The 18,481-nt window shown below is 68.2% G+C and carries 29 protein-coding genes; 20 read left to right on the forward strand and 9 right to left on the reverse strand.

Annotated elements, in window-relative coordinates:
* Nucleotides 1-2: 2 nt before the first annotated feature.
* A complete protein-coding gene (locus tag ACFOYW_RS15300) occupies nt 3-569 on the reverse strand; it encodes a TetR/AcrR family transcriptional regulator (protein ID WP_390230750.1) in 567 nt (188 codons plus the stop codon).
* Nucleotides 570-630: 61 nt separating this feature from the next.
* On the opposite strand from ACFOYW_RS15300, the gene ACFOYW_RS15305 reads away from it, so the two are divergent.
* The 3 genes from ACFOYW_RS15305 to ACFOYW_RS15315 are packed head-to-tail and all read left to right on the forward strand — an operon-like array spanning nt 631 to nt 2,595.
* On the forward strand, nt 631-1,605 hold the full coding sequence (locus ACFOYW_RS15305) for an NADP-dependent oxidoreductase (protein WP_390230752.1): 975 nt from the start codon (nt 631-633) through the stop codon (nt 1,603-1,605).
* Nucleotides 1,606-1,641: 36 nt separating this feature from the next.
* Nucleotides 1,642-2,346, forward strand: a complete 705-nt coding sequence (locus ACFOYW_RS15310; RefSeq protein WP_390230755.1) for a hypothetical protein — start codon at nt 1,642-1,644, stop codon at nt 2,344-2,346.
* A gap of 51 nt (nt 2,347-2,397) precedes the next feature.
* Nucleotides 2,398-2,595, forward strand: a complete 198-nt coding sequence (locus ACFOYW_RS15315; RefSeq protein WP_390230758.1) for a hypothetical protein — start codon at nt 2,398-2,400, stop codon at nt 2,593-2,595.
* Nucleotides 2,596-2,648: 53 nt separating this feature from the next.
* On the opposite strand, the gene ACFOYW_RS15320 is transcribed toward ACFOYW_RS15315, so the two are convergent.
* The 5 genes from ACFOYW_RS15320 to ACFOYW_RS15340 form a co-directional block, all read right to left on the reverse strand.
* On the reverse strand, nt 2,649-2,840 hold the full coding sequence (locus tag ACFOYW_RS15320; protein ID WP_390230761.1) for a hypothetical protein: 192 nt from the start codon (nt 2,838-2,840) through the stop codon (nt 2,649-2,651).
* The gene (locus ACFOYW_RS15325; protein ID WP_390230763.1) at nt 2,834-3,106 is read right to left on the reverse strand and encodes a hypothetical protein; all 273 of its coding nucleotides are present in this window, start codon (nt 3,104-3,106) and stop codon (nt 2,834-2,836) included. The genes ACFOYW_RS15320 and ACFOYW_RS15325 overlap by 7 nt, the downstream gene beginning before the upstream one ends.
* Nucleotides 3,103-3,354, reverse strand: coding sequence for a hypothetical protein (locus ACFOYW_RS15330; protein ID WP_390230766.1), 252 nt, complete (start codon nt 3,352-3,354; stop codon nt 3,103-3,105). The genes ACFOYW_RS15325 and ACFOYW_RS15330 overlap by 4 nt, the downstream gene beginning before the upstream one ends.
* The gene (locus tag ACFOYW_RS15335) at nt 3,351-3,689 is read right to left on the reverse strand and encodes a hypothetical protein (RefSeq protein WP_390230768.1); all 339 of its coding nucleotides are present in this window, start codon (nt 3,687-3,689) and stop codon (nt 3,351-3,353) included. The genes ACFOYW_RS15330 and ACFOYW_RS15335 overlap by 4 nt, the downstream gene beginning before the upstream one ends.
* Before the next feature lie 288 nt (nt 3,690-3,977).
* Complete coding sequence (locus ACFOYW_RS15340; protein WP_390230771.1) at nt 3,978-4,262, reverse strand: hypothetical protein; 285 nt, start codon at nt 4,260-4,262, stop codon at nt 3,978-3,980.
* Nucleotides 4,263-4,378: 116 nt separating this feature from the next.
* On the opposite strand from ACFOYW_RS15340, the gene ACFOYW_RS15345 reads away from it, so the two are divergent.
* The 13 genes from ACFOYW_RS15345 (at nt 4,379) to ACFOYW_RS15405 (ending at nt 13,941) form a co-directional block, all read left to right on the forward strand.
* The gene (locus tag ACFOYW_RS15345; protein ID WP_390230774.1) at nt 4,379-4,723 is read left to right on the forward strand and encodes a hypothetical protein; all 345 of its coding nucleotides are present in this window, start codon (nt 4,379-4,381) and stop codon (nt 4,721-4,723) included.
* Between the two features lie 2 nt (nt 4,724-4,725).
* Nucleotides 4,726-4,974 carry a hypothetical protein gene (locus ACFOYW_RS15350; protein WP_390230777.1) on the forward strand — a complete coding sequence of 83 codons (249 nt, stop codon included), beginning with the start codon at nt 4,726-4,728 and terminating at the stop codon, nt 4,972-4,974.
* A complete protein-coding gene (locus ACFOYW_RS15355; protein WP_390230780.1) occupies nt 4,971-5,132 on the forward strand; it encodes a hypothetical protein in 162 nt (53 codons plus the stop codon). Before ACFOYW_RS15350 ends, ACFOYW_RS15355 begins: the two co-directional genes overlap by 4 nt.
* A 44-nt stretch (nt 5,133-5,176) precedes the next feature.
* On the forward strand, nt 5,177-5,329 hold the full coding sequence (locus tag ACFOYW_RS15360) for a hypothetical protein (RefSeq protein ID WP_390230782.1): 153 nt from the start codon (nt 5,177-5,179) through the stop codon (nt 5,327-5,329).
* A gap of 88 nt (nt 5,330-5,417) precedes the next feature.
* Nucleotides 5,418-5,558 (forward strand): hypothetical protein, encoded by a 141-nt coding sequence (locus ACFOYW_RS15365; RefSeq protein WP_390230785.1) that lies wholly within the window; start codon nt 5,418-5,420, stop codon nt 5,556-5,558.
* A 352-nt stretch (nt 5,559-5,910) separates the two neighbouring features.
* A complete protein-coding gene (locus tag ACFOYW_RS15370; protein ID WP_390230788.1) occupies nt 5,911-6,066 on the forward strand; it encodes a hypothetical protein in 156 nt (51 codons plus the stop codon).
* 88 nt (nt 6,067-6,154) lie between these two features.
* Nucleotides 6,155-8,419 (forward strand): hypothetical protein, encoded by a 2,265-nt coding sequence (locus tag ACFOYW_RS15375; RefSeq protein WP_390230791.1) that lies wholly within the window; start codon nt 6,155-6,157, stop codon nt 8,417-8,419.
* A complete protein-coding gene (locus ACFOYW_RS15380; protein WP_390230794.1) occupies nt 8,416-8,670 on the forward strand; it encodes a hypothetical protein in 255 nt (84 codons plus the stop codon). The genes ACFOYW_RS15375 and ACFOYW_RS15380 overlap by 4 nt, the downstream gene beginning before the upstream one ends.
* 5 nt (nt 8,671-8,675) lie before the next feature.
* Complete coding sequence (locus ACFOYW_RS15385; protein ID WP_390230797.1) at nt 8,676-9,605, forward strand: hypothetical protein; 930 nt, start codon at nt 8,676-8,678, stop codon at nt 9,603-9,605.
* A gap of 139 nt (nt 9,606-9,744) precedes the next feature.
* The gene (locus ACFOYW_RS15390) at nt 9,745-11,073 is read left to right on the forward strand and encodes a hypothetical protein (protein ID WP_390230800.1); all 1,329 of its coding nucleotides are present in this window, start codon (nt 9,745-9,747) and stop codon (nt 11,071-11,073) included.
* A gap of 128 nt (nt 11,074-11,201) precedes the next feature.
* Entirely contained in the window at nt 11,202-11,804 is a 603-nt protein-coding gene (locus tag ACFOYW_RS15395) for a TetR/AcrR family transcriptional regulator (protein ID WP_390230803.1), read from the forward strand.
* Entirely contained in the window at nt 11,801-12,895 is a 1,095-nt protein-coding gene (locus ACFOYW_RS15400; RefSeq protein ID WP_390230806.1) for a Zn-dependent alcohol dehydrogenase, read from the forward strand. The genes ACFOYW_RS15395 and ACFOYW_RS15400 overlap by 4 nt, the downstream gene beginning before the upstream one ends.
* Before the next feature lie 110 nt (nt 12,896-13,005).
* Nucleotides 13,006-13,941 (forward strand): alcohol dehydrogenase catalytic domain-containing protein, encoded by a 936-nt coding sequence (locus ACFOYW_RS15405; RefSeq protein ID WP_390230809.1) that lies wholly within the window; start codon nt 13,006-13,008, stop codon nt 13,939-13,941.
* A 16-nt stretch (nt 13,942-13,957) separates the two neighbouring features.
* Here the strand turns inward: ACFOYW_RS15405 and ACFOYW_RS15410 are convergent, their stop codons facing one another.
* Nucleotides 13,958-14,461, reverse strand: a complete 504-nt coding sequence (locus tag ACFOYW_RS15410; protein WP_390230812.1) for a GNAT family N-acetyltransferase — start codon at nt 14,459-14,461, stop codon at nt 13,958-13,960.
* 91 nt (nt 14,462-14,552) lie between these two features.
* Between ACFOYW_RS15410 and ACFOYW_RS15415 the strand changes: the two genes are divergently transcribed.
* Nucleotides 14,553-15,179, forward strand: coding sequence for a ClpP family protease (locus ACFOYW_RS15415; RefSeq protein WP_390230814.1), 627 nt, complete (start codon nt 14,553-14,555; stop codon nt 15,177-15,179).
* Nucleotides 15,176-15,763, forward strand: a complete 588-nt coding sequence (locus ACFOYW_RS15420) for a ClpP family protease (RefSeq protein ID WP_390230817.1) — start codon at nt 15,176-15,178, stop codon at nt 15,761-15,763. Before ACFOYW_RS15415 ends, ACFOYW_RS15420 begins: the two co-directional genes overlap by 4 nt.
* A gap of 20 nt (nt 15,764-15,783) precedes the next feature.
* Here the strand turns inward: ACFOYW_RS15420 and ACFOYW_RS15425 are convergent, their stop codons facing one another.
* On the reverse strand, nt 15,784-16,164 hold the full coding sequence (locus tag ACFOYW_RS15425) for a helix-turn-helix domain-containing protein (RefSeq protein ID WP_390230820.1): 381 nt from the start codon (nt 16,162-16,164) through the stop codon (nt 15,784-15,786).
* Nucleotides 16,165-16,310: 146 nt separating this feature from the next.
* On the opposite strand from ACFOYW_RS15425, the gene ACFOYW_RS15430 reads away from it, so the two are divergent.
* Complete coding sequence (locus tag ACFOYW_RS15430) at nt 16,311-17,006, forward strand: SDR family oxidoreductase (RefSeq protein WP_390230823.1); 696 nt, start codon at nt 16,311-16,313, stop codon at nt 17,004-17,006.
* 58 nt (nt 17,007-17,064) lie between these two features.
* Entirely contained in the window at nt 17,065-17,442 is a 378-nt protein-coding gene (locus tag ACFOYW_RS15435) for a thioredoxin family protein (RefSeq protein WP_390230826.1), read from the forward strand.
* Nucleotides 17,443-17,451: 9 nt separating this feature from the next.
* Here ACFOYW_RS15435 and ACFOYW_RS15440 read toward each other — a convergent pair whose 3' ends face one another.
* Nucleotides 17,452-18,405, reverse strand: coding sequence for an aldo/keto reductase (locus tag ACFOYW_RS15440; protein ID WP_390230829.1), 954 nt, complete (start codon nt 18,403-18,405; stop codon nt 17,452-17,454).
* Nucleotides 18,406-18,481 lie beyond the last annotated feature (76 nt).

Consider the following 18,481-nt stretch of genomic DNA (forward strand, 5'->3'; position numbering starts at 1 on the left):
GGTTACGGGTTCAGGGCGCGAAGGAGAAGGTCGCGCAGGGTGAGAACTGGGGGCCGATCGGGGCCGTCATGGTCGCCGGCGAATGCGGTCATCGCCATCAAGCCGACGCGCACGTCGTGCACCGTCGTGCCGGAGCGAATCGCTCCGGCCGCCTCGGCGCGCGCCACGATCATCGCGAGGGCCGCGGAGTGCTGGGCTCTCAAAGCAACGAACGGTGCATCTCGCCCGGTAGCTGTCAACAGGCTCCTGAGCAGGCCCGGCTGCTCGACCTGCATGTCAGCGAAGCACGCGATGACGTCTCGGATCGCGTTGCCGGGGTCCGGATCTGACGCGGCACGATCCAGCATCGCAGAGCAGGCGCTGACCTGCGCTGCGAACACCTGCTCGAGCAGTGCCGTCTTGGACGGGAAGTGCCGGTAGGCGGTGGCGATGCCGACCCCTGCGTCCTTGGCTACGGAGCGCATGGAGAAGTCCACTCCACCCGAGCGCAGCGCACGGCCAGCTGCCGTCACCAAGCGACGTCGGTTCTCGACCGCGTCGGCGCGCGGCTTCTGAGTCGTTTCAGCCATGCTGTGTCTCGTTTCCGGGCGTATCGGATCACCCGCTCCGTTTGCTCTTTACCGTAGCGAAGTGGCTCATGACACCAACTCACCAGAGATGATCGCCGTGCATTTCGACCGCCATGGAGGGCCTTCGGTTCTCCAGCTGGCACGCCGCCGGGTCCCAGCGCCAGCGCCCGGTACCGTGCTGATCCATGTCCGCGCGGCAGGGATCTCACCGGTCGACCTTGCTCTCCGCGCCGGGAGCAGCGCCCTCACTGTCCCGCTACCGCACGTGCCGGGTCTTGACGCAGCAGGCACCGTCGTGGCCGTTGGAGAGGGCGTCACCAGCACGGGTGTCGGCGACGAGATCTACGGATCGGTCGCCCTCACAGACTTCGGCGGTTCAACGGCCGAGTACGCGATCCTGTCGATGTGGGCCGCTAAGCCCGCCGCGATGCCCTGGGAGCAAGCCGGTGCGGCGGGCACCTCCGTCGAAACCGCCACCCGAGCACTCGACCTTCTGCAGATCACCGCCGGCGACACGGTGCTCATTGATGGCGCTGCCGGCGGTGTAGGGGCGATCGCCGCACAGCTCGCGACCGGACGCGGCGCTCGCGTCATCGGGACCGCACGCGCAGAGACCCTGAAGGTGGTCGAGGCGCGGCCCGGAGTTGCCGCGCTCCCGGCCGGTGCCGACCTCGCGCACGAGCTCCGGACAGCAGGCTTGGGCGCAGTCGATGCCGCGCTCGACGCGTCAGGAGCCGGCGTTCTTCCGGCATTGATCGCGCTGACCGGCGATGCAGAACGCGTCGTCACGATCGCAGACTTCAACGCCACGCAGTACGGAGTCAAACTCACCCGAGGCGCTCTTGCCGGCGAAGCCGATGGACGTATGGGCCTCACAGAGGCCGCGGAGCTCGTGCGCCGAGGGAGATTCACCGTCCCCATCCGCGGTGTCTTCCCCTTCACTCGGGCTGCCGACGCGCACCGACTCGCCGAAGCGCGACCACGTTGGGGCAAGGTCGTACTGATCAACGACCAGCCGCCGCGACAGCAAGGCTGACTGCGACCACTCCGTTCAGACGAGAATTATCGACACGTGCTTGCCGATAATTCCAGATATGTCAACAAACCGATCCCCGATCGCCTCGCCACTGCACTGCGACTACTCAACTACCGCCAGCAAGTTCAGGCCGGCGGCGAATGGGAGTGCCACCAAGGTTTCGCCACCGACAAATCGGTGCTACGAGCAATAGAACGCGCGAGCGACGGATCAAGTTCAGCGGACGCGGATATCGCCATCCGGCACGCGCAGAAGCTCTCCAGAGCGCAGGCGCAGCGCCTGACGGGCCGACAGGATGACGGCACCCGGATGATCCGCGTACGCAAACACGTGTGTAGTGACCGCTGCGGCGCGAACTGCGTCCGAAGGGGGCGCTTGCACGTCTGGACCGGCGCGACGCGCGTCCACGTCGAGTTCCGCAACGGCCGCGACGAGCAAGGCCGGCTGCTCCCCCGAGTCCCGTGCCGCCACCATGGCGCCCATCCGCGCGGCGACCGGCCCAAGGTCCGCGTGCAGGTCGAGTCGCCCGTGCCAGGCACGTACATTCGCAAACTGCGCCGGCCGCTCGTCGACCAGCGCACCGGAGAGGTCCGCGTTGTCAAGAAGAACCAGGTCGGCCACTGGGTCGGCCGCGCCGGGTTCCTGATCACCAACGACGGACGCCGCACCGCCGACGGATTCGCCCGCGTGCTCGGCGCCACCCCGGGCTGGGACCCGTCCCAGTTCGACCTACAAGCCTGACCCCTTCACAGGGTCTACACAGCCAGCGATCGCGAGCTGTACGTTTCCCGTGTGGTCGTTGTTGCAGTCGCTCTCATCATCGTCGCCGGGTTGATTCTCGTTGGCGGACCCGTCGTCGGCGCGGTGTTCCTATGCCGCGCGTTGGTGCGCGCGCAACGTCGGCGGCTCGACTACGAGTACCGACGTCGCGCGGAGATCACACGACAGGTGTGGTCGTCCGCTCCCCCACGCGGCCCGCGCGACTGGTGACGACAACACAGGCCTCCGCGTACGTTCGTGGGGGCCTGTGTCAGTGGGGCGTGTTAGGCGAGCGGGCCCCAGTCGGTCAACTCGTTGATGAAGTTGATAAGACGACGGCTGTTCTCATCACGCTCCTGCGCGAGCTGCACGGCCTTATCGATGCCGGACCCCCGGCATTGCAGCAGCGCGACGATGTGGCCGGCCTGGTTGCTGATGAGCTGTAGCAGCTCCTGCCGCTGCTCGACCGTCAGCATTCGAACATCTCCGGCGGCATGACACCCTCCCGGATCATCCGGTCATGGTGCTCCGCGGTGACGCGTAGCGCGAGCGCGTCAGCGGCGCGCTTCGCGTCCGCGAGACGCGCGTGGGTACTGAGCCGCGTGCCGTTGAGCTCCAGGGCGAACGCGGCGGCGGACTCCTGCGCGATCGCGATCGTCGAGCCAGTGCCGCGCACGGTGGCGGAGTAGAACGCGTGCCCGTGCTTGTCGTAGGACCGCCAGAAGCTCAGCGCCGCGCTCACTTGGTGCCTCGCTGCGCTCGTAGCAGAGCGTCGTATCGACGCATGATCGCGTCGTATTCGCGCCGTGACCGGGCTTCTTCTCTCGCGATCGCGGTCAGACGGGTCGCGTTCGTGAGGTTCAGCCCCCAGCAGAAGCCGAGAACTGCGGCCGCCCACCAGGGGGCGTTGGTGACCAGCGCGGCGATGTTGAGGCCGAGGGTCACGGCGAACGCGGCGTAGGTGATTGCCGCTGCGGCGCGCGTGCTCATTGGCGGCAGTCCGTGTCGATGAGGCTGGCCGGGTCGACGGGGGCGTCCTGCCAGCCGTCGTAGTCCTCGGGCGACCATCCGTTGACGGGTGGCTCGGCGGCCGGCTGGCCCGGCTGCTCGGGGCGCGGGCTGAGGACGTACCGGAGCAGCTGGTCGGGGTTGCACAGCTCGGTGACGTAGGCGCAGAAGTCGCCCCATGCGGCGTCTTCGGCGGTGTAGTCGCGCGGGCCGTTGCTGTCCGTGTATTGGATGTCTCGCACTGCGCTGGAGTGCGCGATGGCGAGGTCGAGGATGCGGTGCATCTGCTGGACGGTGAGCGGGTGCTGGTTGCTCATTTGGTTTCTCCTTTGGTGTGGCGGTTGAAGATCTCCGCCGGCGCGCGTAGCGCGGTGGTGGTGGCTTCAATCGGCATGCGCCGACCTGCGCTCCGTGGAGCGGCTGTCAAGGGTGCCCGCAGGGCATCGCGTAGCGACGCGAAGCGCCCTTTACTGCCGCGGAGCGGAGTGCAACCCCGAGCGAGACCGACTGCACAGGCCCCCGGGAACGCGTTCCGCGCCTGCCCAACTTCCGGACGCCGATTCATGGTCACCGCGTCAGCCCTCGCCCGTGAGAATCGTTCTCAACTAGCGCGATCGGCGCGCCGGAAACCACGGCTTGTCGTAGAACAACGGTGCAGATTGGACAGTCTCGGCCGCAAAGGGCACACCGGGCGGCGCGATTGGGACATCCACGAGCTGGTTCCGCGCCTTCACGAGCTGCGTCACGGCCTGCTCGAGCATGTCGACGGCCAGATGCGGCGACGAATGATGCAACGCCACCGCCGACTCGAGGTAACCGAGCGCGTGCCGGATCCGCTGATACGGCGACGCGCCCCTTCCCGCAGCCCGCTTGTCCCCCGCGACCGGCATTCTCTGTCCCCCATTTGCGCCCCGCTGTGGGGCGGGCGCCCCGGGCTTGTTAAGTGTCACGATTTCCCATGTACGAAGGAACACCCCGTCGGGGTGACACAGACAGGAGAGAGACCATGGCGATCGCCACGAGAACGCGACCGGAGATGCTCATCTTCGGCGTGCTGAACAGGACCCGCGCAATCCAGGCGCGGCAAGCAGACGACTCGGGGCGCCGCCCGTATTACGGCGAGTCTCTGGAGGTCGAGACCGCCGGCGGCGGCGTCCAGGTCAACGCCTGGGAACGCGACCTGCCGCATCCCGGCGAAGTCGGCGGCGGGTTCTCCGTCGGCCAGGTCGTCGCGATCGTCGTGACCGTTACTGAGTCCCGGCAGAACGGCGCCGACCTGAGCTTCGTGCGCTTCGCGGATGCCGACGACGTGCGCCAGGTCGCCGAAGCCGCGGGCGTCAAGGCGGCGTGACCGTGAACGCCGTCGCTACATTGCTCGCTCTCGCGGGCATGATCGGGGGGCTCTGGTTCCTCGTGGAGCACGTCGTCGTCGGCTCCATCCGGCAGGGGATCCGAAACGCGCAACGCCGCGGCCGACTCGTGCGCCACGCGCAGGCCCGCGAAGCGCGGATCCGGGCCCGCGGCGGATTCAACGGCGCGGCACCATCGGCCCGCGCAGTGGGCGAGACGACCGGAACCGTGTACGAGGGGGAGTCCGCATGAACGCCGAGGTGGTCGTCGAGGCAGGAGCTGCCGCAGGCACGGCCGCCGGCATCGCGTTCGGAATGGTCTGGCTCGCGTTTCGCGGCACCGTCGCGGCCGCAGAACTCGTGGTCGACGGCATCGGATGGTTACGCAAACGGAAGGCGGCGGACGCATGAACCCGGCCGACTCCCCCACGCCCGACCCCACAGTCACTGTGACGATGACGCCCACACCTACTCCGGTGCCCACCGCGGACCCGATCGCTGTCGCCCACGTGATCGCGACACTCCCCCCGGATCAGTGGCAGTTCATTGCCCTGGCGATCGTCATCGTCGTGTTCGCCGTCGGCGTCCTCATCGCGGTGAAACTATGAAAATCGCCAGCCGGATCGGCGTCGCCGTGCTCTGCGCGGCCGCCTGCGCGCTCGTGCGCGAACTCGTGTACCACGGCTGGCCCAAGCTATGAGCGCCGAAGCATTCGCCGCCGAACTCGTCCACGTGTTCGAGGTCGGGTTCGAGACGGCCGCGACCATCGCGCTCATCGGCATCGTGCTTATCCTCGGCGGCGGCGCGCTCGTCGAAGCTCACGAGGCCCAGCGATGAGCGCTGGCTGGGCGGTGGGGCTGCCACATGTCGGGGCCTGGCTGTTCGGGTTCGGTGTTGGGGTGCCGGTGTGCGCGCTGGCCGTGGCCTGGGAAGCCGTCCGTTCGCGCGGCCGAGGCGACTGATGGACGCGTGCACCGCCGCCCTGGGCTTCCTCATCCCGTCCGTGGTGCTGTCCATGACGCTCGTGCGCTGCTGGGACTTCCTCACCTCGATCCTCCGGGGGTCCGACTCGTGACTCAGATCGACGGCATGATCTTCACCCTGAGCGGCTTGCTCACGGTGTTCGGCGCCGGACTCGCGGCGGGCACACTCGCCCGCCTGGTCGGCTTATCAAGTGGAAGGAGGTGACATGAGCACTCCCGACGTGGTCACCTCGCTGTTCGACGCAGCGACGACCAACCTCCAGTCCGAGCTCGTCTCGGTCGGAACGATCGGTGTCGGCATCGGCGTCGTGATCTTCGCGATCGGCTTCGGCTGGCGCTGGGTCAAGAGCCTCATCTCCTAAGGGAGGCCAGGCACACGGTCCCCGCAGGCAACCCAACTGCCTGCGGGGACCGCTCTCACACTGTCCAATCGCACCCTGTTAGGTCGCCATGAAACTGCGCACCCTCATCGCGGGCCTCGGCATCGCCGTCGTCGCCGCCGTCGGCGCGATTGCCCCGGTGCCGGCACAGGCGGCGTACGCCGACTCCTCGTCCGGGGGCAACGGCATCGGAGGGCGCGCGGACTTCTCCGCGTGGGAGCAAGAACTCATGGACGACGACAACTCCAGCGTGCCGTTCCCCAACGGATTGTCGGACGAGTACGAAGAGGCCGAGGGACTCGAAGACGCGTTCCCGCTCGAACGGCTCGTGAACGAGGGCGAGATATCCCCCCAGGTCGCCGACATCGTGCAGTACATCGACCTGCAGGCATCAGACGGCGATCTGAGCTACGGCTCGCCGTCGATCGGGTCCGCGTCGTGGCTTGCCGAACACCCGCAAGTCGAGGCCGAAGACCAAGACTTCGAAGACAAGTACGGCCAGTCCCCGTGGGAAATGGCCGGGTACGACTCCGAGGCCGAATATCTCCAGGCGATGGGGTCCGTCGAGGAAGAGGCGCTCGCGGGCGGCGAATCGGAGGTGGGCGCAGCGGACGTGGCGCAGCTCGCCGCGGACGGCGAGTTACCGGCGACCGGCGCCGCGGGCCTGTCGGTTGGTAGTGGGCTCCTGGCCGGCGCAGTTGGCGGGTTCATGTTGGGCGCTCAGGGCGCCGGGGTATACGAGAAACTCACCGGCGGCGACCTCGCGGGCGAGATGTGCTCGCAGACCGGCATCGAGGGCTCGATCATGCAAGCTCTCGGGCCCGCCTACGGAGTGAACTGCGCAGATACCCCCAACACGCTCACCCCGGCGCAACGCGATGTGGACACGCCCTCGTCGCTGTCGAGCCCACAAGTCGGCACGACTTGGCAGGTCGCCGGCGGAACCATCACCCTGTCGGGATTCGCCACCGACCCGAGCGGGCTGCACCAAGGCGTGCAGGTCGCGTGCCTCACCGGCGCAAGCGGCAACGGGGTCCTCTACTACGAAGGCATCGATGGGTCCGTCTCCAAGGACGGATTGGGTGGCTGGTCGTCGATCTGGGGTGCAACCGGCACCTACGGATGCGCGGCACCGTCCGGCGGCGCAGGCGCGGTCGCCGTGCTCGGCCCGGCCTGGGGCGGCGCCGTGCAGCTCGCCGGCATCGGCACCTCCAGCGGCACCATCACCCCCATCCAAGTCCAGTCGGTTCACGCCGACCCCCAGCGCGTGTTCCAGACCACCGAGACCGGGACCGACGGCAAGCAGTACACCTGCGACTCCGCCGCATTCACCGAGACGATGGCGGACCTCCCCTACTACTGCGCCCCGACGACACCACCCGGCGTCGGCACCGAGAGCTACACGGTCACCGAAGCCCCGGCCACCACCGGCAACGGCGCGACGACACGCACCGTATCGACGGGCACCGCAACCAAGGCCTACCAAGAAGACGCAACGCTGTACCCCGACTGCGCCGGCGGCACATGCCTTGCCGAGGTCTACTACGACGCGAGGCCCTGCGCCGTCGGCCAATCCGAGTGCATCGACTGGCAGACCGGCGCCCAGCAGAACCCCGGCGACTACGAATGCGAATACGGGCCCCAAGGCAACCCCACCGAGTACACGCCGCCGCTGAGCGAATGCGCCGAACTCGGCCAGTTCTACGACCCCCAAGCCCAAACCAGCGGAACCGCCGACTCCGACCCCTCTAGCGGGCTTAAGGTCGGGACCGACACCAGCCCCGACCAGGACAGCCAACAACAGAACGAGCCAGGCGCGTCCCCCGACGCGAGCGGCGACAACACCGCCTGCTTTCCCTCCGGGTGGGGCGCAATCAACCCGCTCAACTGGGTAGAGCAACCGATCCAGTGCGCCTTCAAATGGGCGTTCGTACCCAAGACCAGCGACGTGCAAGACGCCCAAAAGCGGATGAGCAACGCCTACCAAGCCTCCGCCATCGGCGCGATCACCGCACTCGTCGGCGCGTGGGGCACGTCCTTCGCCGCATCCGGCGTCGGAGGCAACGGGGCCAACTGCGGCATCCCCTACGACTTCGAATTCGCCGCCGGCAAGGTATCCGTCAGAGGCGACTTCCTCGACTCCTGCGACGGCGCACTCGTGCAACCCGCACAGATCGTCCACGCCATCCTCTCCGGCGTGCTCCCCACCGCCGGCACCCTCGCCTGCCTCAGGTACGCCGCAATGATCTTCGGCTACGGCGGACTCGGCTCGCTCGTCAACCGCGACCGCGGAACCGAATCCGTCCGCTTCAAAGACGGCGGGAGCAGCACATGATCGTCACCGCCCTCTGGTCCGTCGCCTCCACCGTCGTCGACTGGGTCCTCGGACTACTCCCCGGGTTCTCCGTGTCCGCGTCCACCGGCCCCGGCACCATCCTCCAGCCCGTGGCCGGCTACGCGGCGGACCTGTCCGGCTGGATCCCCTGGGGCCAGGTCGTCATCTGGCTCCCGCTCACTCTGGCGTTCTACCTCGCGTCCTTCGGCGTGAAGATCCTCCGCACCATCATCACCTTCGGAATCGGGTAACGATCATGAAGCAAGAAGTCCAGCTCGCAGCTCCCGAAGGTGACGGGAGCGAACAGCGATTGCGCGGCGCCAGCCGCGCTGAGCTGTTCGCACCCGTCACTGCTGAGCTGAGAACGCAGCTCGCGGCCATGAAAGACACCAAAAAATGGCAGAGAGCACGCGCACGGAAATCACGCCGCAAACTCGCCGGCGTGCCGATCATCGCCCTGATGGGCCCCAACGGATCCGGCAAAAGCGCGACCGCCACGTTCATCCTGCTCGACTACTTCCGCGGCCGGATCTGGCACTGCGAAGAACCCGACCACCTGCACACCCAACTCGGCATCGTCGAGGGCTACTTCATGATCTACTCGACCGTCCGCCTCTACCTCGCCGGCACCGGCCGGCCGCACCCCCTCTATCGCAAGCTCGACTCCTGGGACCCACTCCTTTACGCCGAACACGCCGTCTTCTTCCTCGACGAGATCAACGGGGTCGCTGCGTCGCGCAACTACTCGGCGCTGCCGGTGCAGGTCATGACCACGATTGAACAGCAACGCAAGACCGAGAACGTGATCGTCTACACCGGGCCCCGGATGGCGTCAGCGGACACCACGCTGCGCGGGATTACCCAGCTCGTCATCGACTGCCGCTCGCACATGCACGTCAAGAAAGGCCACGAGCTGTCACCGTGGAAACCGGGCCGTCTCTTCCACGTTCGCGCATTCGACGCCCTCGACAAAGAATCGTTCGACAAAGGTGACACCTCACAGAAGAGGCTCAAACAACACCGCCTCCGCGCCAAAGTCGTCATGTGGTGGTGGGGCCCCGGCTCCGAAGTGTTCGAGTCCTACTCCACCAAGGGCGCCGTATCCCGCATCGGCACCGTCTCCGACTCCGGCGTGTGCGCCCACTGCGGCGGCACCAAGACCCGCCACAAGTGCACCTGCGACTAACGGCGCGGCGGCGCCGCCGATCCACTCGCGCCAACTAGGTTCCCCATAGACAAAGAAGCCGCCCCGGACGGTCACCCGGGGCGGCTGGAGAAACGAGATAGCACCTCGCCATGACAGATTCTACCCGCAAGCCCCCCAAGTGGGCGCGATGACGCGGACCCTCGCCCGCACGTTCGGGTCCGCCGCCGAGGTCGACGTCGCCACCCAGGCGATCCCCCACGTGCGCCCGCCGGTGCTGACCGGTACTGAGCTCCCCGGCACCCTGGTCGAGCATGGCGGACCATCGGTCCTGCTCGAGGTCACGCCCGGCGGATTCCGCATCCGGCACGAGGACCAGGCGAAGAAGGTCAAACGCCGCGAGGACAAGCTTCGCCGCGAGGCCATCGAACTGGGGACTGTCGCACAGAGCCGAGGCTGGCTTAATGACGACATGGAGTTCTGGGGCCTAGACGAGTCCGATGACAGTGACAGTGACAGTGACGACTACAAGTTCGGTGACGGCGGGAAGATCGGCGCGCGCAGCACCGAATGGTCACGCGCCGCCCGCGCACGTACCCGCTGGTCCCTCGCCGCGTTCGACTACAACCCCGTGTTCGAGAATGACGGCCAGGCGGTCCTGGTCACGCTCACGATGCCCGGCGCGATGTGGGAATTCTTCGCCCCCCGGCCGGCCGCGTGGGTCAAGATGCTCGAACTGTTTCAGCAACGGTTCGCGGACGCATGGGGTTCACGACCCATCGCCGTCTGGAAAACCGAGTTCCAGGGCCGCGAAGCCCCGCACATCCACATCCTCATGCGCCTCCCGGAAGGGCGCTCGGCAGGCGAACCGCACTCGGCGTCGCGCACGGGCAAGCTCCGCTGGGTGCGCCATCACGAGGACTACTCCGAGCTGCTCGGCGACGGCAACCTGGCCCGCCGCGACCGCATCGGCGGCGAACTCGTGTCGCTGAACGTTGGCGACCTCGACTTCGACCAATGGTTGTCCTTGGCATGGGCCAAGATCGTGCACCGCGAACGACTCATCGTTGATCGCCGCCGCGTTGACAGGTTCAAACTCCAGGCGCTCTCCCCCGTCGACCCGGCCTTCGCCCGCGACAACTTCAACGACCACGTCGTCGCCGGCACCGGTGTCGACTACCCCGAGGAACGCTACCGCGACCCCAAACGCGTCGCCGAATACTTCTCCAAGCACGGCGCGTTCGCCGGTAAGGAGTACCAGAACCGCATGCCGTCGATCTGGCTTGACGAAATTAAAGCCGGCGCGTCGTCATTCCACTTCTCCGGGGCCTGGCGGTTGAAAAAAGCCGTGTCCGAGGTCGAGCTGGCACAGACGCCGGCCTACCTGCGAGGTTCGAAGATTTCCTTTGAGCAGGACGCCAATCCGCCCAATTATGTCAAGAGACGCCCACGATGGGGGTTCCCCGCCGTTTCGGGCTGGCCATCGCGACGGTGCCCGGCGCTGCTGTGAGTAATCCAACACCTGTTGATTAAGTCCGTCGATCGTGCCTACGATCGGGCCGTGATGCAGATGTCCGTGACGGTCTGATGGACGCCCGGATCGAAGCAACCCGACGAAGTCTGCGCGAAGCCGTACTGATGCTGGCGGCCCGTAAGGACATCGGCACGGTCACCGTCGCCGAGCTCGCTCGCGCCGCGGACATCGACCGCAGCACGTTCTACAGTCACGCATCGTCACCGACCGAGCTGCTGCTCGACGTGCTGCGCGAAGACCTCGATCCGCTGCGTGTGGAGGCCGACGAATCCCTCGACGGCTCCCCCGAAACGGTCGCCCAGATCGGGCGAGGCCTGAATGCCCGCTTGGTCGACCATGTCGAGCGCTATGAGGCGATCTACGCCGACCGCGATGGTGGCCGGCCCAGCTCGGCGCTCCACACCGTGCTCAGCGGTCACGTCCGCACCTCTCTCGAGCTCGTCTTCCGCCACCTCGGCGCGCCGACCGCCGAAGGGGACGCGCAGGTCGGGACTGAGTACCTGGCCGCGTTCGTCGCCCACGGTGTCGTCGGGGCCGTCTCGGTGTGGCTGAGCGAGCCGGCACCGCGCGACCGTACTCGGCTCGAAGCCGTGCTCGGCATCGTCTACTCCGCCTGGATCGTGCCGGCGGCAACCAGGCGGACCGCCACAGAGCCACCTCAGAACCAGAAGCAAAACCAGAAGCACACGCAGAAAGAAGAACCATGAGGGCCGCAGTCGTCCACCAGATCAACGGAGTCTTCGATGTCGAGGACGACGTCGAGATCGGAACACCGCAGGGGCGGGAGGTGCTTGTCGAGGTGAAAGCATCCGGCCTGTGCCACTCCGACCTGCACCTCGCAGAGAACGACTTCGGCATCCCCCTGCCCATGGTGCTGGGCCACGAGGTCGCCGGCATCGTCACCGCCGTGGGACCTGACGTGACCGACTTCGCCGTCGGCGACCACGTCGTCGGCTCCCTCGTGCAGTCGTGCGGCCACTGCGCCGCGTGCCGCGCGGGCCGCACCTACCAGTGCTCCAACCCGAACGAGACCCTGCGCGACCCCGCGAACGGCTCGCGCTTGACCGCCGGTGGCGCTCCCGTGACGCAGGGCATGGGCCTCGGCGGCTTCGCCGAGCAGGCGCTCATTCACGAGAACCAGCTCGCGAAGGTCCCCGACGCGCTGCCTTTCCCGCAGGCCGCGCTGCTCGGCTGCGGCACCGTGACCGGCGCGGGCGGCGCGATCAACACGGCCGGCGTGCGCTTCGGCGACACCGTCGCGGTGATCGGCGCAGGCGGCGTCGGTCTCAACGTGATCTCCGGCGCGAAGATCGCCGGAGCCGACCGCATCATCGCAGTCGACCTCCAGCCGGCGAAGCTCGAGCTCGCCGCGAAGTTCGGCGCCACCGATCTCGTGAATCCCGCCGAGACCGACCCCGTCGCTGCCGTGCTGGAGCTCACCGGCGGCGGCGTCGACCACGCATTCGAGGTCATCGGCCTCACCTCCACCTCCGAGCAGGCCATCAAGATGGCACGGCTCGGCGGCGGCGCGTACCTCATCGGCGTGCACAAGCCCGGCGCGACGCTCGCCGTCGACGTGCTCACCGACCTGCTCTACGGGCAGAAGAAGGTGCAGGGCGTCTACATGGGGTCGACCAACATCAAGCACGACATCCCCTACTACGCCGACCTGTACCTGCAGGGCCGGCTCAACCTCGACGACCTCGTCTCGCGAGAGATCGGCCTCGACCAGATCAACAGCGCGTATGAAGAGCTCAAGAGCGGCAGCATCGCCCGCAGCGTCATCACGAGCTTCTAAATCGCCAGGCGAACGGATGCTGTGACACACGCATCCGTTCGCCTCGACAGCACCCGTGACGACAGCACCCATCACAACAGCAACACCCGCGGCAGAAAGAAGAAATACAGATGAAGGCCTGGCGCCTCACCGCAGCACATGAGCCCCTCGTTCTCTCCGAGGTTCCGGAACCGGTCGCCGGGTCCGGCGAGATCGTCATCGACGTGAAGGCGGCGAGCCTGTGCCACAGCGACGTCGGCTTCCTCGACGGCACGCTCACCGGCATCCTCGGCTTCACTCCGATCACGCTCGGGCACGAGATCGCGGGCGTCGTCGCCTCTCTCGGCCACGGCGTCACCGGCTTCCAAGTCGGCGACCGCGTGGGAGTGCCCACTGCGTTCGGCGGCCCGGGCCAGGCCACCGACGGCGGCTTCGCGCCGAAGGTGAAGGTCGGCGCCGACTGGGCGATCCCCCTGCCCGACGGCATCTCGTTCCAGCAGGCGGCACCGGCGACGGACGCCGGCATGACCGCGTACCACGCGCTCAAGCTCGGCGGGGTGACTGCCGGCACCAAGCTCGGCGTCATCGGCGCAGGCGGACTCGGGTCGCTCGCGATCCAGTTCGCCGTCGGGCTCGGCGCCGAGGTGTACGTCGCCGAGATCAACGAGTCCGTATGGGACAGCGCGAAGGGCTACGGCGCCAAGGCCGTCGCCGCTGACATCATGGCCTTCGCCGACGAGGGCCTCGAGGTGATCGTCGACTACGCCGGGTTCGGCACCACGACCGCCGGCGCAATCGACGCCGTCGCGCCGAAGGGCACCGTCGTGCAGGTCGGCCTGGGCCGTGAACGTGCCGACATCTCCTCACAGAACGTCGTGTTCAAGGAGCTGCGCTACCTGGGCTCATCGGCCGGCACCCACGACGACTGCGCCCAGGTGATGGACCTCATCGCCGAGGGGAAGGCGTCATCGATCCTCACCGAGATCGGGTTCGACGAGATCGGCGCCGGGATCGAGCGCCTGCAGCGCGGCGAGGTGATCGGCCGCCTCGTTGCGGTCCTCCCCTAGGCCTGCCGGCCTGATGTCAAACGTCGCCGGGCGGGAAGCGGCGCATGCGCAGCTCGCGGACGCCGCCTTCCGTCTTGCTCATGCCATCGAAGGCGAATCCGTGCTTGCGGTAGAAGGCCTGGGCTCGCGGGTTGGGGTCCGCGACCCAGAGCACGGCGGACGCGTTGGGGTCGAGCACCGCCGCAAGCAGTGCCGAGCCCGCACGCTCGCCATGCACGGCGGCATACGTGTAGAGCACGTAGAGCTGGCGATCGCACGCCACGTCATCGTCGGCGACCGGCCCCGATGACGCGACGCCGACAACCTCGCCGTTCAGAAGCGCCGCCGCCACGGACATGCCGGCGGAGCGCTCGTCCGTCAGCACCGCGCGCCAGAACCGCTCACGGCGACCGACGAAGTCGGGGTCGTCCAGAACCTCGTCAGCGAACAGGCCGCGGTAGGTCTCCCGCCACGACTCGACGTGCACGCGCGCGATTCCGGGCACGTCGGCGAGCTCGGCGGCGCGCACGATGATGCTCATCGCAACACCTTAGCCAGGCATCCGCTGAGGGCAGATCTGCCTTCGGCAGAAGTCGCGGCAGCCGGCACCGACCTCCGCGCAGGGTGGAGTCATGACAGACACCGCTGCTCCCCCGCTCTTCGACCCACGCGCCCGCCGCGACCTCTACGAGCAGCGCGTGCTCGTGCTCGACGGCGAGCTCACCGACGACAACGGCACGCTGCTGGCCACCTCGATGCTCGGTCTGGCGGCCGATGACCCGTCCGCCGATATCGCGTTGTGGATCCACTCCCCTGGCGGCTCGGTCCCGGCGATGCTCGCCATCCGGGACGTCATGAAGCTCGTGCCGTGCGACGTCGCCACGCTCGCCCTCGGCATCGCGTGCAGCGCGGGTCAGTTCCTGCTGTCGGCGGGCACGCCTGGCAAGCGGCGCGCGCTGCCGCACGCCCGCGTTCTGATGCACCAGGGCTCGGCGGGCATCGGAGGCACCGCGGTCGACATCGAGCTGCAGGCCGACGAGCTGCGGCAGCTGCGCGACACCGTACTCGGACTGATCGCCCAGGACACGGGTCAGCCCGTTGAGCGGGTGTTCGAGGACTCGCTGCACGACCGCTGGTACACGGCCGAGGAAGCGCGGTCGTACGGATTCGTCGATGCCATCGTCGAGCAGTTCGGCGACGTTCTGCCCCGCGGCCGCGATCGTGCCGGGTTCCGCGCCGCCGAAGGCGGCGAGCGATGAGCAGCTACACCATCCCCAACGTCATCGCGCGCGATGCACGCGGCGAGCGCATCATGGACGTCTACTCGCACCTGCTGACCGAGCGGATCGTCTACCTCGGCACCGCCATCGACGCGGGCGTCGCCAATGCGCTGATCGCCCAGTTCCTGTACCTCGAGGCGGACAACCCCGATCGGGACATCCAGCTCTACGTCAACTGCGAGGGGGGCGACCCGAGCGCGATGCTCGCCGTCTACGACACCATGCGGTACATCCGCGCACCCGTTGCGACGACGTGCGTGGGGCAGGCGGTCGCGGTCGGTGCGGTGCTGCTCGCGGCCGGCGCGGAGGGCAGGCGGTCAGCGCTCCCCCACACCCGCGTCATTCTGCATCAGCCCGCGGCCCAGGGGCGCGGCGCGATCCCGGACCTGATCCTGCAGGCGGACGAGGTCGTGCGGATCCGGTCCGATCTCGAAGAGATCCTGTCGCGACACACCGGCCAGAGCGTGGAGACGCTGCGGGCGGACACCGACCACGACCGGATCTTCACCGCGCAGGGCGCTCGTGACTACGGCCTGATCGACAGCGTCATCGAGCGTCGGTAACGGCCCGCACGCCCCACGGCTTACGCCGCGAGAGCGAACGCGGCCGGGCCGGCGGCAGTCGAGCAGTTGGTGCCGGTCCCCCGTGCCGTCTGAGCCGAGCGCAGCTCGTCAGACACCTCGAGCGTCAAGTCGAGCAGCGTGACCTCGAGCGCATCGGCGACGGCGGCGATCACCTCGCTGGACGGCTCCTTCGTCCCGCGCTCGATCTCCGACAGGTACTGCGACGACACGCCCGCCCGCCGCGCGGTCCCGATGAGCGTCTCGCCGCGCTCGTGACGACGCGCCCGCAGGCGGGCGCCGAGCATGTGGCGCCACAGCGGCTCGCGATCGGGGCGCGCTCGTTCGGGCTGCGGCGAGTCGTCGTTGGGGATCAGGCGAAGGTGCGGGGCCGGTTCAGGCATGCTTCATGCTAGGTCGCGTCCCGTAGGCGGCTCGAGGTCTTCTGCTCACAGCAGAAGGGGCGGTCGGCGCCCCGACCTCAGCGTCGGTCGCCGCGGTCGGGGCCGCTGTCGGGGCCGCTGTCGGTGGTGCCCCGTAGGATCGAGGAGTGACTGCACAGGCATCCGTTCAGCTGCCCATCGCGCTTGTGACCGGCGCCAGCCGCGGCATCGGCCGCGCGATCGCGCGCGAGCTGGGGCGCACGCACCATGTGTTGGTCGGCGGTCGGAGCGAGGCATCCGTCGCCCCCGTCGTCGCGTCGCTTCCGTCGGCCACGGCGTACGTCGCAGATCTGGCGACGGATGCTCTGCCGCCGCTGCCCGCACGACTGGATGTGCTCGTGCACTCAGCGGGTGTCGAAGAGGGTGACCGCATCGCCGACACCGACCGCGCCACCTGGGAGCGCGTCTTCGCGACCAACGTGTTCGCTGTCGCCGAGCTGACCCGACTCGCGCTGCCCGCGCTGCGCGCTGCGCACGGCACCGTCGTCACGATCAACAGCGGCTCGGGCTTCGCGAGCGGGCCGCGCGGCGGCGTGTACAGCGCCTCGAAATTCGCGCTGCGCGCCTTCGCCGACGCGCTGCGCGAGGAGGAGCGCGGAAACGGCGTGCGCGTCTCGAGCGTGCACCCGGGGCGCACCGACTCCGACATGCAGCGCGGGCTCGTCGAGAAGCTCGGCGAAGAGTACGACACCGACTACTTCCTCGCCCCTGAGGACGTGGCAGCGGCCGTCCGCACGGTCGTCGATCTGCCTGAGCGGGGCACGATCGAGACGCTCTCGATTCGGCCGACACGGCGGCGCTGACCCGGGTCGCCGACGCGAGTGCACTGCGCGAGAGCGCACAACAGCGCAGGATGGACGTATGAGCACGGTAGAACTCACCAGCGAGACCTTTGAGCAGACCGTCCTCGGCGAGGGCATCGTCCTCGTCGACTTCTGGGCCGACTGGTGCGGCCCGTGCAAGGCGTTCGCTCCGATCTACGACGCGAGTTCGGAGCAGAACCCCGACATCGTCTACGGCAAGCTCGACACCGAGGCCGAGCGCGAACTGTCGGCCGCGCTAGAGATCCAGGCGATCCCCACGCTGATGATCTTCCGCGACGGCATCGGCATCTTCCGGCAGGCGGGCGCGCTCCCCGGCCCGGCGCTCGATGACCTGGTCAGCCAGGCCCGCGCGCTGAACATGGACGAGGTGCGCGCGAGCCTGGAGGCCGGCGAGGAGGCCGCCGAGCAGCGGTGACCGCCGGGCTCAGCCGAACACGCCGGCGATCTCGGCCGCGACCTCGTCCGACCACGCGAACTGCGACGCCTCGTGAATGCCCTGCCAGTGCGACGGCTTGCTCGGCCCGACGATCGGCGCCGTGACGACGGGGTGATTGACGAGCCACGCGAGCGCCAGGCCGGCTGAGCTCACGTCGTGCGACGCGGCGATGCGGTCGAATTCGCGCACGTTGGCGATGGCGGCGGCATCGTCGAGGAACTCGGCGGCGCGCGAGGCGACACTCGCCCGCGCTCCGTGCCCGGGTCGCTCGCCGTGGCTGTACCGGCCCGCGAGCAACCCGTTGGCGAGCGGCGAGAACGGCGTATAGGCCAGGCGCTCCGACTGAACGATCGGCAGTACCTCGGCGTCGTCGGCGCGGGCGAGCAGCGAGTACTGGTTCTGGATCAGCTCGGGGCGCGCGAGCCCCAGCCGGTCGGCCGTCTCGAGCGCCGCTGTGAGCGTCGCGCCGTCGACGTTCGAGAGGCCGTACGCGCGGATCGTCCCGTCCTCGACCGCGGCGCTGAAGACCGGGAGCGACTCCTCCCACGGCGTGTTGGGGTCGACCTGGTGCGCGACGTAGAGGTCGACTCGGCCGAGCACCTCGAGGCTGTGCGCGAGCTGGCGGCGCACGCGCTCGGGTGACAGGTTCGGTCCGTCGGCGGTGACACCCGTCTTGGTCTGAATGAGAACGGCAGAAGACGGATGCTTCGCCCGCCACGCCCCGACGATGCGCTCGCTTGCGCCGGCGGCGTACACGTCGGCCGTGTCGAGCACCTTGATGCCCTCGTCGATCGCCTGGTCGATGAGAGCGTGGCCGTCCTCTTCCGACAGCCCGATGCCGGGGCCGGTCGCGCCGGCGATGCCGCCCATGCCTCCGGTGCCGAGCAGGAATCGGCCGAGCTGCTCGCGGCGGTCGTCGGTGGTGCGTGCAATCCAGGTCATGCGGTGGTCCTCCGTGATTCGACTCAGTAAGTTCGTAAATCGAACTCTATGCCAGGAATGCTCTTGACGCCGACCA

It is taken from the genome of Gryllotalpicola reticulitermitis (assembly GCF_042651345.1).
GTDB lineage: Bacteria > Actinomycetota > Actinomycetes > Actinomycetales > Microbacteriaceae > Gryllotalpicola > Gryllotalpicola reticulitermitis.